Genomic DNA, 19,285 nt, shown 5'->3' on the forward strand with positions numbered 1-19,285 from the left:
CCGCCTGCCGGCGGCCGCCATGTCCGCGCGCCCGATCGCCTCGCTGTCGCTGGGATTCGGTCTCGTCAGCATCCCGGTGCAGCTGTTCTCCGCCGCCGAGCCCTCGGCCGGCGTGCGCCTGCACCTGCTGGCGCCCGACGGCACGCGCGTGCGCCAGCAGTACGTCTCGGAGAAGAGCGGCAAGCGCGTCGAGCGCCGCGAGATGGTCAAGGGCTACGAGTTCGAGAAGGACCGCTACGTCGTCTTCACGCCCGACGAACTGCACGAACTCGACGAGCACGACGACCCGGCGATCGACATCGTCGCCTTCGTGCCGGCCGACGCGGTGGACCCGCTGTACGTCGACAAGGCCTGGCTGCTGGCACCCGACAAACGCGGCGGCAAGCCTTATGCGCTGCTGCGCGAGGCGATGCGCGAGACCGGCCGCTGCGCGCTGGCGCGCTGGACCTTCCGCGGCAAGCAGTCGGTGGTGCTGGTGCGGCCGCTGGACGAAGGCCTGGTGCTGCACACCCTGCTCTACGCCGACGAGGTGCGCCGCCCGGCCGACCTGGGCATCGCGCCGCTGGCGGTATCCAAGGCCGAGCTGCAGCTCGCGCGCCAGCTGATCGGCCAGATCTCGCAGGACCGTTACGACCCGGCGCAGTTCCACGACGAGGAGCGCCAGCGCATCCAGGCGGCGATCGAACGCAAGATCGCCGGCCGCCAGGTCGTCGAGCAGGCACCGCACGAGGAGCGCAGCGGCGCCCAGGTCATCGACCTGATGGACGCGCTGCGCGCAAGCCTGGGGCCGCGCGGCGCCAAGGCCGCGCCCGCGTCGAAGACGGCGGCCGGGCCGCGGCCTCAGGCGCGCAAGGCGCGCGACAGCAGCAGCACCGGCAGCAGGCCGACGGCGACGATGGCCAGCGAGGGCAAGGCCGCCTCGGCCAGGCGCTCGTCGCGCGCGAAGTTGTAGGCGACGACGGCCAGCGTGTCGCGGCCGAAGGGGCGCAGCACCAGCGTCGCCGGCAGTTCCTTCATCGCGTCGACGAAGACCAGCAGCGCCGCAGCCAGCGCCGAACGCCGCAACAGCGGCAGGTGCAGCTCGCGCCACAGCCGCCAGCCGCCGCCGCCGAGCAGGCGCGCGCTCTCGTCGACCGAGGCCGGCACGCGTGCGTAACCCGACTCCACCGACTGCAGCGCCACCGCCGAGAACCGCACCAAGTAGGCATAGACCAGGCCGAAAGCGGTGCCGGTGAACAGCGCGCCCAGCGGCGCCTCGGGCCAGACCCGCTGGACCCAGGCCACCGGCAGCAGCAGGCCGACGGCGATCACCGCGCCGGGCACCGCGTAACCCAGCGACAGCACACGCGCAGCCACCGGCAGCGGCCCGCCGCCGCCACGGCGCAGCGCGAAGCCCAGCGCCAGCGCCAGCGTGGTGGCCGCCAGCGCCGCCAGCCCGGCGAGCTCGAAGCTGTTGCGCGCCCACTCGGCGAAACGCGGCAGCGGCAGGCCGAACTCCGACACCGTCGCCTCCTGCCAGACCAGCCAGCCCAGCCAGCCGACCGGCAGCACGAAGCCCAGCAGCACCGGCAGCGCGCACAGCACGAACGCGGCCGCCGCCGCGGCGCCGCGCAGCTGCAGCGGTCGGGCCTCGGCCGAGCCGGCGCCGCCCGGGCGCGAAGCCGTGAAACGCAGCCGCTTCTGCGCCCGGCGCTCGACGACCAGCAGCAGCGCGACGACGGCCAGCAGCATCGCCGCCAGCTGCGCCGCGGCGATGCGGTCGTCCATCACCAGCCAGGCCTTGTAGATGCCGGTGCTGAAGGTCGTCAGCCCGAAATAGCTGCCGACGCCGTAGTCGGCCAGCGTCTCCATCAGCGCCAGCGCGATGCCGGCGGCGATCGCCGGGCGCGCCAGCGGCAGCGCCACTTCCAGCACGCGCCGGCGCAGCCCGGCGCCGAGCAGGCGCGCGGCTTCGAGCATCGGCGCCGCACGTTCGCCGAGCGCGGTGCGCGCCAGCAGGTAGACGTAGGGATAGAGGCAGAGCACGAACAGCAGCACCGCGCCCCAGAGGCTGCGAACGTCGGGCCACAAGGCGCCTTGCACGCCGGTCAGCTTCCGCAGGCCGACCTGCACCGGGCCGCTGAACTGCAGCGCGTCGGTCCAGGCGTAGGCCAGCACGTAGGCCGGCATCGCCAGCGGCAGCAGCAGCGCCCACTCCAGCACGCGCCGGCCCGGGAAGTCGAACAGCGTCACCGCCGCCGCCGCGCCGGTGCCGACCAGGGCGACGCCGACGCCGACGCCCGCCACCAGCAGCAGCGACTGCGCGGCGTAGCCGGCCATCACGGTCGAGGCCTGGTGGCGCAGGACTTCCAGCGCAGCGGCGTCCAGCGTCGTCCAGGCGCCGAGCACGCCGAGCACCGGCAGGGCCAGCGCCACGCACAACAGGGTCAGCAGCAATCGCATCGCGTCGCGGGCCCAGGAGCCGCCGGCGACGCGCGGCGCTCGCACCGGGGAATCCGGCGGGGCACAGTGGAAATGCGAACAATTATCATCGTCCGATGTTCCTGAACGTCGAATCCGTGTCCGTTCGCTACGGGCATCGCACGGCCCGCGCCGCCGTCGACGCGGTGTCGATCGGCCTGGCCGCTGGCGAGATCGGCGTGCTGCTCGGCCCGTCGGGCTGCGGCAAGACCTCGCTGCTGCGCGCCGTCGCCGGGCTGGAGCGCGCGGCCGCCGGCCGCATCACGATGGCCGGGCGCACGCTGTCGGACGCCGCCGCCGGCCTGCACCTGGCGCCCGAGACGCGCCGTGTCGGCATGGTGTTCCAGGACTACGCGCTGTTCCCGCACCTGACGGTGGCCGAGAACGTCGGCTTCGGGCTGAAGGCGCTGCCGCGCGCCGAACGCGAGGCGCGCATCGCGGCGATGCTGGCCCTCGTCGGCCTGGGCCACGCGGCACGGCGGGCGCCGCACCAGCTGTCGGGCGGCCAGCAGCAGCGCATCGCGCTGGCCCGCGCGCTGGCGCCGCGGCCCGAGCTGCTGCTGCTCGACGAGCCCTTCTCCAGCCTGGACGCCGACCTGCGCGAGTCGCTGGCCCAGGAGCTGCGCACGATCCTCAAGGACAGCGGCACGACGGCGCTGCTGGTGACGCACGACCAGCTCGAAGCCTTCGCGCTCGGCGACGTCGTCGGCGTGATGCACGACGGCCGGCTGGAGCAGTGGGCCGACCCGTACACGCTGTACCACCGGCCGGCGAGCCGTTTCGTCGCCGGCTTCATCGGCCACGGCGTGTTCGCGCCGGCGCGCGTCGCCGCCGACGGCGGCCGGCCGGCGCTGCAGACGCCGCTGGGCGCGCTGGCCGGCACGGCCGAATGCCCGCTGCCCGGCGCCTTCCCGGGCGACGACTGCGAGCTGCTGCTGCGCGCCGACGACGTCGTGCACGACGACACCAGCCCGGTGAAGGCCTGCATCGAACGCAAAGCCTTCCGCGGCGCCGAGTTCCTCTACACGCTGCGCCTGGCCGGCGGCGAACGCCTGCTGGCGCACGTGCCTTCGCACCACGATCACGCGATCGGCGAGTGGATCGGCATCCGCGCCGAGGTCGACCACCTCGTGACCTTCCCGCGCGAAGCGGCCCGCTGAGCCCCCACGCCCGAGGCCCGCCCGGGAGCGGGGTTTGCTCACCGGCGCCGGCGGTGCCGGGGTGGCGCCGGGGGAAACGCCGCCTTGAACACAAGACGACTTCGCATCTCGGCCGCGCTGCTGGCCGCCGTCTGCACCGGCACGCTGCAGGCGGCGCCCTATGCCCGCAGCCATGCCTCTTTCGAGGACTTCCAGGTGACGCTCGTGGACCTGGACCCGTCGGACGCGATCACGCCGTCCCTCGAATCTCGGCCGACCACCGCCTACGCGGGTTACTACGACTACGTGAACGGCACGAGGACGTACGACAGCTTCTGGCCGACGGCCCGCTTCGACGCGTCGAGCGGCAGCACGGTGATGATCGTCGAGGCGACGCCCGACCGCCTGGAGACCTGGGCCGAGGTGGGCGCCGCAGGCGATGCGGTCACGGATACCTTCACGATGTCCGGTTTCACGCTGAGCCCGCACACCGAGGTGGACTTCAGCGGCCTGCTGACCGCGCAGGCGCTGTGCTACCGCTGCGCGCAGCTGCGCGCCTATGCCGTGTTCAACGTCATCGGCGACCAAGGCCGCGCCTACGTGGTCGACATCCCGTCGGGCACGCGCAGCATGAGCTTCGAGCACCGCTACACCAACGACACCGACGCCCCGCTGACGTTCCAGCTGCTGGCGGCGACCTATTCGCTGGCGTCGATGTCGCCGGTGCCCGAGCCGCCGACCTGGCTGCTCGGCCTGGCGGGCCTGGCGTTCGTCGGCGGGGCGCACCGGCGGGCCCGAGGCGGCGGGCCGGCGTGCAGCACGCACGCTCCCGCTGGTTGACGGGCATCACCCTGAGCCCGGGAAGCGGAACCTCGCACCCTATACTGCGTCGCAGTTGAAGGTCAGGCTTCGGAGCAGGACGTCATGGGTGCAAAACTGAAGGTTGCCGGGCTGCTGGCAGTGGGAGCCCTCGCGGGCGCGATGACGACGCTGCAGCTGCAGGCCAATGCGCGCGAGTCGCTCGCGCCGCTGCCGCTGGAAGAGCTGCAGCAGCTCGCCGCGGTGTTCGGCATGATCAAGAGCGACTACGTCGAGCCGGTCGACGAGAAGAAGCTGATCTCCGACGCCATCGGCGGCATGGTCGCGGGCCTGGACCCGCACTCGCAGTACTTCGACAAGAAGAGCTTCAAGGAATTCCGCGAGAGCACCGGCGGCAAGTTCGTCGGTATCGGCATCGAGATGGGCATGGAAGACGGCCTGGTGAAGGTCGTCTCGCCGATCGAAGGCTCGCCGGCCTTCCGCGCCGGCCTCAAGCCCGGTGACCTGATCACGCGCATCGACGACACCGCGGTCAAGGGCCTGTCGGTCGACCAGGCCGTCAAGCGCATGCGCGGCGAGCCCAACACCAAGGTCAGCCTGACGGTGCTGCGCAAGAGCGAGAACCGCACGTTCCCGGTGACGATCACGCGCGAGGAGATCCGCGTGCAGAGCGTGCGCGCGAAGATGTTCGAGCCGGGTTACGCCTGGATCCGCGTCAGCCAGTTCCAGGACCGCACCGTCGACGACTTCGCCCGCAAGGTCGAGGACCTGTACAAGCAGGACCCGAACATCAAGGGCATCGTGCTCGACCTGCGCAACGACCCGGGCGGCCTGCTCGACGGCGCGGTGGCCATCGCCTCGGCCTTCCTGGCGCCGGACGTCGTCGTCGTCTCGACCAACGGCCAGATCGCCGACTCCAAGGCGACCTTCAAGGCCGCGCCCGAGTACTACCTGCGCCGCAGCGGCTCCGACCCGCTGAAGAAGCTGCCGGCAGCGCTGAAGACGGTGCCGCTGGTGGTGCTGGTCAACGAAGGTTCGGCCTCGGCCAGCGAGATCGTCGCCGGCGCGCTGCAGGACCACAAGCGCGCGACCGTGATGGGCGCGCAGACCTTCGGCAAGGGCTCGGTGCAGACCGTGCGCCCGCTGTCGGCCGACACCGCGCTGAAGATCACGACCGCGCGCTACTACACGCCGTCGGGCCGCTCGATCCAGGCCAAGGGCATCGTGCCCGACGTCTGGCTCGACGAGACCGCCGAGGGCAACGTCTTCGCCGCGCTGCGCATGCGCGAGGCCGACCTCGAGAAGCACCTGCAGGGCGCCGACGAGAAGAAGGACGAGGCGCGCGAGAAGGCCCGCGAGGAAGCGCGCCAGAAGCTCGAGGAGCAGTTCGCCAAGAGCAAGGAAACGCCCAAGCCGCTGCCCGAGTTCGGCAGCGCCGAGGACTTCCCGCTGGTGCAGGCCTTCAACCAGCTGCGTGGCAAGCCGGTGATCGTCAGCAAGACCGCCGTCGAGCGCCAGGCCGAGGCGCCCGAAGACAAGCAGTGAGTGCCGGCGCCGGAGCGGGCCCAGGCGTCCGCGCCGGCCGCCGTTCAGGACGGGCGACGCCGCCGCGCCGCCCCGCCCAGCAGCGCCAGGCCGAGCGCGAAGCTGGCCCAGGTGGCCGGCTCGGGCACCGCCGAGATCGCCACGTTGTCCAGCGCGACGTAGCCGCCGCCCAGCGAGGGCACGTCGAGCGCGAAATGCAGCGCCGTGATGCCGATCCCGGGCGTCAGGCGCTGGAAGTCGCGTGTCAGCGCCAGCGTCTGGCTGCTGCTGCCGCCGCCGGCCAGATCGTAGGTGACGGTGATGGCGGCGGTGGGCTGGGTCGTGAACCAGCTCTGGCCGATGTCGAAGCCGTCCAGCCGGAAGGCCTGGCCGTCGCTGCGCGCCACGCTCAGCGTGCCGCGCGAGTCGATCAGATAGGGCGTGCCGTTGAAGGCGCCGACATTGGGCGCCGTCAGCTCGACGCCCAGGTAGCCCGAGTCGGAGCTGAAGACCAGCGGCCCGGAGACGAGGCTGGCGACGGCTTCGACGCGTTCGCCGAACTCGTCGAAGTCGACGATCTCGGTGGCCTGGGCCGCGCCGGCCAGCGCCACGGAAACGGCGGCCACACAATGCTGAAACCTCGGCAAGGCAGTCTCCCGCGGATGGCGATGCGCGCAGCCTGCCCAAGCCGGGCCGCTCGCCCCACCCCGCGTCCCGAGCGCCAAAGGGCTGTTTGACGAAAGAACTGTTGCCGGACGTGAGAGACGACCAGCTGCTGCGCTACTCGCGCCACATCCTGCTCGACGCCCTGGGCATCGAAGGCCAGCAACGCCTGCTGGCCGCGCACGCGCTGGTCATCGGCGCCGGCGGCCTGGGCTCGCCGGTCGGGCTGTACCTGGGCAGCGCCGGCGTCGGCCGCATCACCGTCGTCGACGACGACCGTGTCGACGCCACCAACCTGCAGCGCCAGATCGCCCACCGGCTGGACCGCATCGGCACGCCGAAAGCCGAGTCGCTGGCAGCCAGCATCGCGGCGCTGAACCCCGACGTGCAGGTGACGGCGCTGGTGCGCCGCGCCGACGCCGCGCTGCTCGACGAACTCGTGCCGCAGGCCGATCTGGTGCTCGACTGCAGCGACAACTTCCGCACCCGCCACGCCGTCAACGCCGCCTGCGTGCACCACCGCCGGCCGCTGGTCTCGGGCGCCGCGATCGGCTTCGACGGCCAGGTCTCGGTGTTCGATGCACGCCGCGACGACGCGCCGTGTTACGCCTGCCTGTTCCCGCCCGACGCCGGCCACCAGGACGCGGCCTGCGCGACGATGGGCGTCTTCGCTCCGCTCGTCGGCCTGGTCGGCAGCACCCAGGCGGCGGAGGCACTGAAGTTGCTGGCCGGCATCGGCGAGCCGCTCGCCGGGCGGCTGCTGCTGGTCGACGCGATGGGCATGCGCTTCGACGAGATCCGCGTCATGCGCGCCGAGTCCTGCCCGGTCTGCCAATCAAGCTCGAAAACATGAACGATCCTCGACTTCCGAACCTCACGTCCCGCAACTTCCCGACCGCCGAAGAAGACGCGCGCACGCTGGAGTCCCAGCGCTACGCCGGCCCCGAGAGCGCCTACCGGCTGGCGTTCACCGACACCAACTTCCTGCTGCGCGAGGAGCTGCGCACGGTGCGCATGCAGCTCGAGCTGCTCAAGCCCGAGATGCTGCAGCGCGAGCTGGGCATCGAGTCGACGATCGTCATCTTCGGCAGCGCGCGCATCCTGCCCGAGGACCAGGCGCGCGAGCGGCTCGAGGCGGCACGCTCGACCGGCGACGCCACCGCCGTCGCGCGCGCCGAGGCGGCGCTGGCGATGAGCGCCTACTACGAGCAGGCGCGGCGCTTCGCGGCCATCGTCACCGAACGCTCGGCGAAGCTGGCCTCGCCGATCTACGTCGTGACCGGCGGCGGCCCGGGCATCATGGAAGCGGGCAACCGCGGCGCGTACGAGGTCGGCGGCAAGAGCATCGGCCTGAACATCGTGCTGCCGCACGAGCAGGCGCCCAACCCGTACATCACGCCGGAGCTGTGTTTCCAGTTCCACTACTTCGCGCTGCGCAAGATGCACTTCCTGATGCGCAGCAAGGCGCTGGTGTGCTTCCCCGGTGGCTTCGGCACGCTCGACGAACTCTTCGAGACGATGACGCTGATCCAGACCGGCAAGAGCCGGCCGCGGCCCATCCTGCTGTTCGGGCGCGCGTTCTGGGAGAAGCTGATCGACTTCGAGCACCTGGTGGCCACCGGCATGATCGGCGCCGGCGACCTGAACCTGTTCCGCTTCGTCGAGACCGCCGAGGAGGCCTGGGACCACCTGGCCTCGTTCTACGGCTTCGACGCCATCCCGAACGAGGAGACGAACAATGTCTGACCCCGTCCGCCGCGTCAGCCTGATCGGCGCGCCCACCGACATCGGCGCCGGCGCGCGTGGCGCCAGCATGGGCCCCGAGGCGATGCGTGTCGCCAACCTGCAGAGCACGCTGGAGTCGCACGGCGTCGAGGTGCTGGACCGCGGCAACCTCGCCGGCCCGTCCAACCCCTGGCAGCCGCCGGTCGAGGGCTACCGCCACCTCGACCAGGTCGTCGCCTGGAACGTCGCCGTGCACGACGCGGTGCACGCCGAACTCGACCAGGGCCGCATGCCGATCCTGCTCGGCGGCGACCACTGCCTGGCGATCGGCTCGATCAGCGCCGTGGCGCGCCACTGCCGCGAAGCCGGCAAGCGCCTGCGTGTGCTCTGGCTCGACGCCCACGCCGACTTCAACACCAGCCTGCTGACGCCCAGCGGCAACATCCACGGCATGCCGGTGGCCTGCCTGTGCGGCCACGGCCCGAAGGAACTGGTCGAGATCGGCGGCCAGGTGCCGGCGCTGAACGCCAAGTGGGTGCGCCAGATCGGCATCCGCAGCGTCGACCCGGGCGAGAAGCGCTTCGTGCACGAGGTCGGACTCGAGGTCTTCGACATGCGCTATATCGACGAGATGGGCATGCGCCACACGATGGAGCTGGCGCTGGCGACGCTGGACGCCGGCACCCATCTGCACGTCAGCTTCGACGTCGACTTCCTCGATCCCGAGATCGCGCCCGGCGTCGGCACGACGATCCCCGGCGGCCCGACCTACCGCGAAGCCCAGCTCTGCATGGAGATGATCGCCGACACCGGCCGCCTGGCCAGCCTCGACGTGATGGAGCTGAACCCGGCGCTGGACGTGCGCAACAAGACCGCGACGCTGGCCGTCGACCTGATCGAGAGCCTGTTCGGCAAGAGCACGCTGATGCGCGCGCCGCGCTGAGCCTCGCGGCCGCGCCCTTCCCTTCCTGAGCACCGTCCGGCGCCCGGCGCCGGCCTCGGTACGCCATCGCACCGACAGGCGGGCGCGCAGCGCCCATGCTGCGGACAACGGCTCCTGGCCGGTGCCGCATCACGCCGCACAGCCGGCGGGCCCGGTCCCAGGAAGGGAACACGATGAACACCCGAACGAACCGCCGGTGGCTGCCCGCCGTGGGCGTGCTGCTGGCGCTGGCCGCATGCGCCAGCACGCCGCCGCCGCCCGAGATGGCCCTGGCCGACGCCGCGCTGGCGCGTGCCGTCGCCGCCGGCGCCCCCGAACTGGCCGCCGTCGAGATGGCTGCGGCACGCGACAAGATGAGCCGCGCCAACCGGGCGCTGGCCGCCGACGAGCCCGAAGGCGCGCGGGCGCTGGCGCAGCAGGCCCAGCTCGACGCCCAGCTCGCCCAGGCCCGCGCCGAAAGCGAACGCGCCCGCCGCGCCGAACTCGCCGTGCAGGACGCCGCCGGCGCGCTGCGCGACGAGATGGCCCGCCCGTCGCGCTGATCCACCGAACCGGACACTCCATGAACACTCTCCGACACTTCACGCTTGCCGTGCTGGCCGCGGCCGCCCTCGCCGCCTGCAGCACCACGCCGCCCGTCAACGCCACGCTGGCCCAGGCCCGCAGCGACTACCGCAGCCTGCAGGGCGACGTCCAGACCCAGCGCCTGGCGCCGCTCGAATCCAGGCAGGCCGGCGACGCGATCGCCCAGGCCGAGGCGGCGCAGGCGCGCCGCGACGACGCCGCCCAGGTCGAGCAGCTGAGCTACCTCGCCAAGCAGCGTGTCGCGCTGGCGCGCGAGGCCGGCCGCCGCAAGGCCTCCGAAGAAGCGGTGGCCGGGGCCGCCGCCGCGCGCGACCAGCAGCGCCTGGCCGCCCGCACCCGCGAAGCCGACGCCTCGGCGCAGGCGGCCGCGGTGGCGCAGCGCCAGGCCGGCGACGCCGAAAGCCGCAACGCCCAGCTGCGCACCCAGCTCAGCGAGCTGGAAGCGAAGAAGACCGAACGCGGCCTGGTGCTGACGCTGGGCGACGTGCTCTTCGACACCGGCCGCGCCGAGCTGCGCGCCGGCGGCCTGCGCAAGCTGCAGCAGCTGGGCGACGTGCTCAAGCAGGAGCCGCAGCGCAAGGCCGCGATCGAGGGCTACACCGACAGCACCGGCAGCGACTCGGGCAACCTGGCGCTGTCGCGCCGGCGCGCCGACGCGGTGCTGGGCGCGCTGCTGGGCATGGGCGTGGGCCGCGAGCAGCTCACCGCCCAGGGCTTCGGCGCGACGCAGCCGGTGGCCGCCAACGACAACCCGGGCGGCCGGCAGATGAACCGCCGCGTCGAGATCGTGCTGTCCGACGAGGGCAGCGCCGCCACGCCGCGCTGAAAGCCGGGCCGCGCGGGCCTTCAGCGGCCCGGCGGCAGCGGCACGACGAGCGCGTGCTCGCCGACCCGCCCGGCCCACTCGAAGGCCGCGCCCGCCGGCAGCTCGTGCACCACCACCCCGGCGCCCCAGGCGCCGTTTTCACAGCCGGCGCGCTGCAGCCGCAGGTGCAGCACCAGAGCGCCGCGGCGCAGCGTCAGCGCCGCCTGCGGCCAGTGGCCGGGCAGCGCCGGGCGCAGGCTCAGCCAGCGGCCGTCGAGCACCAGGCCGAAGATCGACTCCAGCGCCGCACGCTGCATCCAGGCCGCCGAACCCGTGTACCAGCTCCAGCCGCCGCGCCCGGTCCACGGCGGCGCGGCGTAGACGTCGCCGGCCATCACGTAGGGCTCGGCCTCGTAGGCCTCGGCCTGCGCCGGGTCGGCGGCGCGGTGCGCCGGGCTCAGCCACTGCCACCAGCGCCAGGCGCGGTCGGCTTCGGCCTGCGGGTCGGCGGCGGCCGGCGCGTGCTGCAGCAGCGCCATCAGCGCCCAGACGGCGGCGTGCGAGTACTGGCCGCCGTTCTCGCGCACGCCGGGCGGATAGGTCTGGATGTAGCCGGCGCTGGGCACGGCCTGCGCCAGCGGCGGGTGCAGCAGCCGGATCAGCCCGGCCTCGGCGTCGACCAGCTCGGTCTGCACCGCCGCCAGCGCCTGGCCGCAGCGCTCGGCTGGCGCGACGCCGCTCAGCACCGCCCAGGCCTGGGCGACGAGGTCGATGCGGGCCTCGGTGTTGGCCGCCGAGCCCAGCACCGAGCCGTCGTCGAAGAAGGCGCGCCGGTACCAGCGGCCGTCCCAGGCCGGCCCCAGCAGCGCCGCGCGCCAGCCTTCGGCGGCTTCGTCCCAGCGCCCGGCGCGTTCGGCCTCGCCGCGGGCGCACGCCAGCGGGCCGAAGTCGGCGACCACGCGGCACAGGAACCAGGCCAGCCAGACCGACTCGCCGCGGCCTTCGTGGCCGACGCGGTTCATGCCGTCGTTCCAGTCGCCGCTGCCCATCAGCGGCAGGCCGTGGGCGCCGACGCGCAGGCTGCGGTCGATGGCCCGCGCGGCGTGTTCGTAGACGCTGGCCACGGCGGCACCGACGGTGGGCGTGCCGTAAATGTCCTCGGCACCGGGCGGGATCTCCAGGCCCTCGATGAAGGCCACCGTCTCGTCGAGCAGCGCGGCGTCGCCGCCGCGCGCCAGGTGCTGCGAGACGGCGTAGGGCAGCCACAGCAGGTCGTCGCTGAAATGCGTGCGCACGCCGGCGCCGCCGGGCGCGTGCCACCAGTGCTGCACGTCGCCCTCGGCGAACTGGCGCGCCGCGCAGCGCAGGATCTGCTCGCGCAGCAGCTGCGGCGCGGCCCAGGCCAGCGCCACCGCGTCCTGCAGCTGGTCGCGAAAGCCCGTCGCCCCGCCGGCCTGGTAGAAGCCGGCGCGGGCCCAGAGCCGGCAGGCCAGGGTCTGGTAGGGCAGCCAGCGGTTGACCATGACGTCGAACAGCGGGTCGGGTGTCGCCACGCTGACCGCGCCCAGCAGCGTCTCCCAGCGCGCCAGCGCCGTCTGCAGCCGCACCACCGGCGGCAGCGCCGCGGCGCGGCGCGCCAGGGCCAGCGCGGCCTCGGCGTCGGGGGCCCAGCCCAGCAGCAGCGTGCGGCCGGCTTCCTCACCCGGCGCCAGTTCCAGGCGCAGGCCCAGCGCGGCGCAGGGATCCAGGCCGGCGCCGGCGCGCCCGCCCAGGTGGTCGGGCAGCACCGGGCGGCCGCGGGCGTCGAACAGCTCGCGGCGCTGGCAGGTCCAGTCGTCGCCGAGCTCGCCCTCGGCCCAGGCGAGGAAGGCGGTGCCGCCGCCGAAGCCGCCGCCCTGCTCGGGCTGGGTGGCCAGCAGCACGCCGGGGTGGTGGGCGCTGCGCACCGTGGCGCGCTCGCCCAGGCGGGCGCCGAGCTGCCATTCGCAGACGCCCACCAGGCGCAGCGCCAGCGGGCGCGGGCCGGTGTTGCGCAGCCGCAGCTGCACCTGGCGCAGCGCGGCGTCGGCGTCCACGCACCAGCGGGCCTCGACTTCCAGCGCGCCGCGGCGGTGGCTGATGCGCGTGAAGCCCGGCGCGTGCTCGACGCGGTAGGCGATGCCGGGTTCGGCCGCCGCCGAAGGCGTGACGCTCCAGACGCGGCGTGTCGCCAGGTCCTGCAGCAGCAGCTGTTCGCCGCAGGGGTCGGCGACGGCGTCGTTGGACCAGGGCGTGAGCTGGTTCATCCGGCTGTTGACGGCCCAGGTGCAGCCGCCGCCGGCCTCGGTGAGCACGCTGCCGAAGCCTTCGTTGGCGAGCACGTTGCTCCAGGGCCGCGGCGGGCGCCGCGCGCTGCCGGCCTCGAAGGCGTAGGCGCCGCCGGCGCCGAAGCGCCCGCGGCTCGCCGGCACGGCGGCCGCGGCATGCGGCGCCGCGGCCAGCGGCGTGCTCGATCCGTCCTGCTGGCGGCGCAGGTCCTCGTCCAGGCGCTGCACCCAGTCGTCGAGCTGGGCGGCCAGCGCCCGGCCGTCGGCACGCAGGCGGATGCGCGCCAGCACCTGCAGCGTCGAGCGTTCGTCGGCCGACAGGTCGGCGGCGGCCAGCAGGTGCCAGCCGCTGGCCGCCTGCTGCGGCCTGGCCGCGGCGTCGGCGTCGTGGCGGTCGCGCAGCGCCGCCAGCGCGTGCTGCAGCGGCATCGCGTACGACGGCGCCTCGGCGTTGATGACCACCAGGTCGCAGGACAGCCCGGCCCAGGACCACAGAGAGAGCGCCTGGCTCAGCGTGCGCACCAGGCCCAGGCCGGGCAGCGTGGCCGCGGCCACCAGCACCAGCGGCCGCTCGCCGGACAGGCCGAAGCGCCACAGCAGCCGCCGGTCGACGACGCCGGCCTCGGCCACGCCCGGGCGCGTCAGCGTCAGCAGCAGCGCGGTGGCCAGCGACTGCAGCCGGGTGAAGCCGTCGGCGCCCATCTGCAGCGCGCCCAGGCGCACGCCGGCCAGCGTGGCCGACAGCCGCGAGGCGCGTTCGACGTGGCTGGGTTCGAGGTACTTGTCGAGCATCGAGCGCAGCGTCGGCGCGTCGTCGGCGGCGGCGGTGGCGAAGGTCAGCCGCAGCCGGGCGCCCGGCGCCAGCGTCAGGCGAACGCCCAGCACGCAGACCGGGTCCAGCCCGGTGTCCAGCTCCTGCGGGTCGGCGCCGGGCGGCGTGTCCTCCAGCAGCCCCAGCGGCTGCCAGGCGCCGCGGTTGCGGCCCAGCCAGCGCCGCCGGTCGACCTGGTGGCGCAGCACGCCGACGCCGGGCGCGGACTCGGCGAGGAAGTGCGCCATGTGCAGCGCCGGCTCGCCGGCCAGCCGCGGCCGGCGCTCGAAGACCAGCGCCCGCTGCGCGGCGTGGCGCCGAGCGCTGACGAAGAGCTTGGCGAAGGCCGGGTGGGCCTCGTCGGCCGCGGCCTCGGCCAGCGTCACCTCGAAGGCGCTGAGCAGTTCCAGCGACAGCGGCTCGTCGCCGCCCTGGCTCAGCTCGACCTGGCGGAACTCGATGTCGTCCTCGGGGCTGACCCAGACCGTGACGCGGGCCTGCAGGTCGGGCCACTCGGCCTCGAAGACGACGCGGTCGGCGTGGAACACGCTGCGGTACTCGGCGGCGTCGTCGGGCGCCGGGTGCTGGGTCAGCGAGACCAGCGGCGCGGTGTCGGCGCGGCGCAGGTAGAGGAACTGGCCGCAGGCGTCGCGCAGCGCGTCGTCGCGGCAGCGGTGGATGTCGTGGCGGCCGCGGCGGCTGCGCCCGGCGCCGTTGGCGCGCAGGGCGACGCCGTAGCGGCCGTTGGCCAGCAACTGCGTCGGCTCGACGGCGTGCGCGCCGGGCAGCACCTCGCGCCGCAGCGCCGGAGCGCCGCGGCGCGGCAGCGGCTGCGGCAGCGCCGAGGGCGTCGCCAGGCGCGAGACCTCGCGCGGCGCACGCTCGTGCAGCAGCGAGGCCACCGCCTCCAGGTGCGGGTCGGCCATGCCCCAGCGCTGCGGCGCGCCGTCGAGCAGCACGTTGGCCAGCGCGACCAGGCTCATGCCCTGGTGGTGGGCCATCACGGTGTGCACCAGCACCGGGGTCTCGCCGCCGGTCTGGCGCGCCGGGCTGAAGTCCAGGGCCTCGACGAAACCCATCGTGCCGCGCGCGCCCAGCGCCTGCAGCACGGCGAAGTTGCGCGCGGCGCGCTGCGGCCGCAGCAGCGCCGCCAGCGCCGTGGCGTAAGGCGCGATGACCAGCTCGTCGGGCGGCGTGCGGCGCAGCGCCAGGCGCGGCACGCCCTGCGGTGCGTACTGGTAGGCCAGCGTGTGGTCGCAGCCGGCGTAGGCCGATTCCGAGATGCCCCAGGGCACGCCGCGCGCCGCGGCGTAGTCGCGCTGCTCGCGCAGCGCCGCGACGCCGGCCTCGTGCAGCACGCTGCCGTGCGGCTCGGCCAGGATCAGCGAGGGCATCAGGTACTCGAACATCGAGCCCGACCACGAGCGCAACCCGGCGGTCGTGCCGACGGCGTAGAACGGCCGCGCCAGCGCCGCCCAGTGGCGCACCGGCACGTCGCCCTTGGCGATGGCCAGCAGGCTGGCCAGCCGCGACTCCGAGGCCAGCAGGTCGTAGAAGCCGGCGTCGGCCTGCATCTCGGCGACGCGCCAGCCGATGTGCAGCAGGTGGCGGCGCGGGTCGTAGAGAAATCGGTAGTCGGGCGCCCAGGCCAGCTGGCGGCAGCGCGCGGCGACGGCGGCCAGGCGCCGGCCCTCGGGCTCGGCGGCCACACGCGCCCGCTCCAGGCAGGCCTGGGCCACGGCGAGCAGGTGGCCGCCGAGGTTGCCGCTGTCGGCCGTCGACACGTACAGCGGCGGCAGCGGCTCGCCGCTGCGCGTGTCGTACCAGTTCAGGAAGTGGCCGCGGTGGCGCGCCAGGCCATCCAGCGTGTCCAGCGTCGCCTCCAGACGGCGCAGCAGCTCCGCGTCGCCGATCCAGCCGAAGCGCCGGGCGCAGGCGGTGGCCAGCAGGTACAGGCCGATGTTGGTCGGCGAGCTGCGGTGCGCCAGCATCTCGTGCGGCTGGCTCTGCAGGTTGTCGGGCGGCAGGTGGCGGTCGGCGGGGCCGACGCAGCGCTCGAAGAAGTGCCAGGTGTCGCGTGCGATGCCGTGCAGATAGACCAGGTCCGCCTCCGGACAGGCCTGCGGCTGGCGCGTGAAGCCGGTGCGGCTGACGGCCCAGCTCCACAGCGGCGCGCCGGCCCACAGCGCGCACAGCAGCGCGGCGGCCACCGGATGCGGCGTGGGCAGCGCCCAGGCCGCCGCGGCGATCGCCGCCGCCGCCAGCATCACCCCCCAGTGGCGGCGCAGCGCGACGCCGAGCTCGTCGCGCGCCGCGGCCTGGGCGGCGGCAGCGGTGGTCCATTGCAGCAGCAGGCGCTGGCTGACGAGCAGCCGCCAGAGTGCGCGGCCGATCGCGTCGGCGGCCAGCAGCGTGTGCTGCAGCAGCATCGCGACGAACCAGGCCGTGCCGCCGGCCGATCGCGCCAGGTCGCGGCCGACCCCGGCGTAGAAATGGCGCCGCGCGACCTGCTCGCGCGCCGGCACCATGCCGGCCAGCGCCCCGAGCAGCGGGCCGGCGCCGAAGGCCGCGGCCACCAGCGCCAGCGCCGCCGCCGGCGTCGCGGCGAAGCCGGCGAGCGCGGCCAGCAGCAGCGCCAGCGCCCCCGGCGCGACCAGCGAGCGGCGCAGGTTGTCGGCCAGCTTCCAGCGGTTGACGGCGCCCAGCGGCAGCTGCGCCGGGTGGCGCAGCGAACGCAGCAGGATCGGCAGCAGCTGCCAGTCGCCGCGTGTCCAGCGGTGCACGCGCGAGGCCGCGACCTCGGCGTGGAAAGGCGCGTCCTCGACCAGCGTGACGTCGGTGACGACGGCACAGCGCGCCAGCGCGCCTTCGAGCAGGTCGTGGCTGAGCACCCGGTCCTCGGGCAGGCGGCCGGCGAGCACGGCGTGCACCGCCTGCACGTCGAGCAGGCCCTTGCCGCTGAAGCTGCCTTCGCCGAACAGGTCCTGGTAGACCTCGGAGCTGGCGGCGTCGTAGGGGTCCACGCCCGACTGGCCGGCGAACAGGCGGTGGAAGAAGGTGTCTTCGTGCGGCAGCGGCAGCGGCGTGACCAGGCGCGGCTGCAGGATCGCGTAGCCGGCGACGACGCGGCGGCCGTCGGCCGCCAGCACCGGCCGGTTGGACGGGTGCGCGGCGATGCCGACCAGCTCGCGCAGCCGCCCCGGCGGCAGCTGGGTGTCGCCGTCGAGCGTGACGAGGTGGCGCGTCAGCGGCGCCGGCCGCGACAGCCGCCCGAGGTCGACGAAAGCCGGCATGCGGCCGTCGGCCGGGCCGCCGTGCTCGGCGAGTTCGGCGACCAGTTGTTCGAGCTTGCCGCGCTTGCGCTCCCAGCCGATCCAGCGCGTTTCGCTGCGGCTGTAGCGGCGCGCGCGGTGCAGCAGCAGGAAACGCTGCGGCCCGCCGGGGTCGCCGTATTCGTGTTCGAGCGCCGCGACCGCCGCCTGCGCGTGCGCCAGCAGTTCGGCGTCGCCGGCGGCGCCGGCGGCGTCGGCATCGGCCCAGTCGCTGAGCAGCGCGAACTGCGCGTGGGCCTCCGGGTTGGCCAGGCGGTGCAGCAGCAGCCGGTGCACCAGCGTGTCGATCGTGGCGCGGTCGGCGAGCATCGCCGGCACGACGACCAGCACACGCTGGTCGGCCGGGATGCCGGCGGCCAGCGCCAGGCGGGGCAGATGGCGCGGGCGCAGCGACTCGCCGACCAGCCGGTGCAGCAGCGCGATCGCCAGCTCCGACGCCGGCCAGGCCGCCAGCAGCGCCCAGGCCCACGAGGCGTCGGCGGCACGCACCGCGGCCAGCGCCGCCAGGCTGCCCAGGCCGACGGCGGCCAGGTAGGCCGGCAGCGCGAGCCGCGGCGCGACACGCCGCCAGGCCGCGGCCAGCGGCTCGTGCAGGCCCAGCGCCCGGGCCAGCGCCGGCCGCCCCGGGCCGTCCAGCCAGTGGCCGGCGGCGGCGCTGGCGCCCTGGCCGCCGCGCATCAGCGCCAGCAGCTCGGCGGCGACCCGCATCTCGCCGTGGCCGCTGCGCCGCGCCAGCGCCTCGACGGCGTGCAGCGTGGCGTCGCGCGTGCGGTGGTGCTCGGCGGCGAACAGCGGGTCGCCGAGCAGGCGCTGCATCAGCGGGCTGCAGCGCGCGACGATCTCCGGCCAGTCGGCCTCGCCCAGCGTGCGCAGCGTGTGCACGGCGTTGCCGACGCTCAGGTTGTCGGCGGCCTGGTCGGCGGCCAGCTGGCGCTGCAGCGCCGCGAGGTTGGGCAGGCGCGCCGCCAGCCAGGCGTGCGTGGCCTCGTCGGCCGGCTCGTCCTGCAGGCGCTCGGCCAGGCGGGCGAGGAAGACCTCGCCGGCGCCGTGCGCCGCCAGCCGCCGGTGCAGCGGCTCCAGCGCCGTCGCCCGGCCCTGGGCCAGACGTTCGGCGCAGCGGTCGGCGAGCTCGCCGGCGGCCTTGTGTATGGCCAGCCGCTCGGCCAGCCGGCGCAGGTTCTCGACCAGCACCACGCGCAGCACCGTCGGCAGCGCCCAGGTCTCGGCCAGCGCCAGCTCGCGCGTCTCCTGGTAGGCGCCCAGGTAGGCGACGAGCAGGGCCTCGTCGAAGGCGCTGTCGGTGTGCGCGACGAAAGCCCAGGCGACGCCGTAGACCCGCGGCAGCCCGGCCAGCGGCTCGGCGCGCAGCACCGGCAGGCGGCGGAAGAAGCCGCGCGGCAGGCCGTCGTGGATGGCCTCGAGCTGGGCGTCGATCAGGTAGAAGTTGTCCAGCAGCCACAGCGCCGCCGGGCCGGGCTCGTCGCCGGCGGCGGCCTGCGCGGCGATCGCCGCATAGGCCCGGCGCAGCACCGCGATGTTGTCGCGCAGCCGCGGGAAGAAGCCGGCGGCGCCCCAGGCCGGCGGCTCGGCTTCGTGCGTCGCCGCCAGGCTGCGGCCGTGCTGGGCGAAACGCTGGGCGCCGAAGATCTCCGAGCGCACCGGCGGCAGCGGCGGCGCGCGCCCGGGCGCCAACAGGCCCTGCAGCGCCGCCGGCAGGGCGGGTTCGTCCGGGGGGCGGCGCGGCACCTAGAGCAGCAACAGCGCCGCCGCGGCCGCGGCCGCCAGCGCCAGCGTCGTCACCAGATGCGAGTTGACCAGCGCCAGCAGGCGCAGCCCGCCGCAGCGCAGCGCCGCCAGGCGCGGGTCGCGCGCGCTGCACTGGCCCAGGTGCTGGCGCAGCGCCTCGAGCTCGGCCGGGCGGGTGTCGGCGCTGTCGCCGTAGGACGAGGTCGCCCAGCGCGTGGCGCCGCCGGCGGGGCCGCAGGGACGGTCCGGTTCGAACGAAGACGAGCGCATGCCACTCCCGCGTCGGCCGCGGCGGTGCCGCGAACGCGGGCCGCCGGCCTGCGGCCACTGTGGGACCGCGGTCCGGCGGGGTCTGTGCGCTGGCGAACATACGCGCCGCCGCCGCCGGCATAGAGTGCCGCGGCATGGCGCGTGCCTCCGCGCCGCC

General features: G+C 74.6%; 13 protein-coding genes. 9 read left to right on the forward strand and 4 right to left on the reverse strand.

The features are described from left to right. Nucleotides 1-19: 19 nt before the first annotated feature. Complete coding sequence (gene ku / locus RGE_RS18360; protein WP_014429952.1) at nt 20-952, forward strand: non-homologous end joining protein Ku; 933 nt, start codon at nt 20-22, stop codon at nt 950-952. On the opposite strand, the gene RGE_RS18365 is transcribed toward ku, so the two are convergent. Further along, a complete protein-coding gene (locus tag RGE_RS18365; RefSeq protein WP_043785675.1) occupies nt 841-2,442 on the reverse strand; it encodes an ABC transporter permease in 1,602 nt (533 codons plus the stop codon). The genes ku and RGE_RS18365 overlap by 112 nt on opposite strands. A 95-nt stretch (nt 2,443-2,537) precedes the next feature. On the opposite strand from RGE_RS18365, the gene RGE_RS18370 reads away from it, so the two are divergent. From RGE_RS18370 to RGE_RS18380, 3 genes are all read left to right on the forward strand, one after another. After that, complete coding sequence (locus RGE_RS18370; protein WP_014429954.1) at nt 2,538-3,620, forward strand: ABC transporter ATP-binding protein; 1,083 nt, start codon at nt 2,538-2,540, stop codon at nt 3,618-3,620. Nucleotides 3,621-3,704: 84 nt separating this feature from the next. Next, nucleotides 3,705-4,439, forward strand: a complete 735-nt coding sequence (locus tag RGE_RS18375) for a PEP-CTERM sorting domain-containing protein (RefSeq protein WP_014429955.1) — start codon at nt 3,705-3,707, stop codon at nt 4,437-4,439. An 84-nt stretch (nt 4,440-4,523) separates the two neighbouring features. Further along, entirely contained in the window at nt 4,524-5,963 is a 1,440-nt protein-coding gene (locus tag RGE_RS18380) for a S41 family peptidase (RefSeq protein WP_014429956.1), read from the forward strand. Nucleotides 5,964-6,007: 44 nt separating this feature from the next. On the opposite strand, the gene RGE_RS18385 is transcribed toward RGE_RS18380, so the two are convergent. Beyond that, nucleotides 6,008-6,568, reverse strand: a complete 561-nt coding sequence (locus tag RGE_RS18385) for a PEP-CTERM sorting domain-containing protein (protein WP_232504956.1) — start codon at nt 6,566-6,568, stop codon at nt 6,008-6,010. A 131-nt stretch (nt 6,569-6,699) separates the two neighbouring features. Here RGE_RS18385 and RGE_RS18390 point away from each other — a divergent pair, with 131 nt between their 5' ends. From RGE_RS18390 to RGE_RS18410, 5 genes are all read left to right on the forward strand, one after another. Beyond that, nucleotides 6,700-7,458, forward strand: coding sequence for a HesA/MoeB/ThiF family protein (locus RGE_RS18390; RefSeq protein WP_014429958.1), 759 nt, complete (start codon nt 6,700-6,702; stop codon nt 7,456-7,458). Continuing rightward, on the forward strand, nt 7,455-8,351 hold the full coding sequence (locus RGE_RS18395; protein WP_014429959.1) for an LOG family protein: 897 nt from the start codon (nt 7,455-7,457) through the stop codon (nt 8,349-8,351). The genes RGE_RS18390 and RGE_RS18395 overlap by 4 nt, the downstream gene beginning before the upstream one ends. Next, nucleotides 8,344-9,273, forward strand: coding sequence for an arginase (rocF, locus tag RGE_RS18400; protein WP_014429960.1), 930 nt, complete (start codon nt 8,344-8,346; stop codon nt 9,271-9,273). Before RGE_RS18395 ends, rocF begins: the two co-directional genes overlap by 8 nt. A 173-nt stretch (nt 9,274-9,446) precedes the next feature. After that, nucleotides 9,447-9,815 (forward strand): DUF4398 domain-containing protein, encoded by a 369-nt coding sequence (locus tag RGE_RS18405; RefSeq protein ID WP_043784274.1) that lies wholly within the window; start codon nt 9,447-9,449, stop codon nt 9,813-9,815. Between the two features lie 20 nt (nt 9,816-9,835). Continuing rightward, entirely contained in the window at nt 9,836-10,684 is an 849-nt protein-coding gene (locus RGE_RS18410; RefSeq protein ID WP_014429962.1) for an OmpA family protein, read from the forward strand. Between the two features lie 20 nt (nt 10,685-10,704). Here the strand turns inward: RGE_RS18410 and RGE_RS18415 are convergent, their stop codons facing one another. Then, nucleotides 10,705-18,858 (reverse strand): GH36-type glycosyl hydrolase domain-containing protein, encoded by an 8,154-nt coding sequence (locus RGE_RS18415; RefSeq protein WP_014429963.1) that lies wholly within the window; start codon nt 18,856-18,858, stop codon nt 10,705-10,707. Beyond that, a complete protein-coding gene (locus RGE_RS18420; protein ID WP_014429964.1) occupies nt 18,859-19,128 on the reverse strand; it encodes a hypothetical protein in 270 nt (89 codons plus the stop codon). Nucleotides 19,129-19,285: the final 157 nt, after the last annotated feature.

This window comes from Rubrivivax gelatinosus IL144, from assembly GCF_000284255.1.
GTDB lineage: Bacteria > Pseudomonadota > Gammaproteobacteria > Burkholderiales > Burkholderiaceae_C > Rubrivivax > Rubrivivax gelatinosus_A.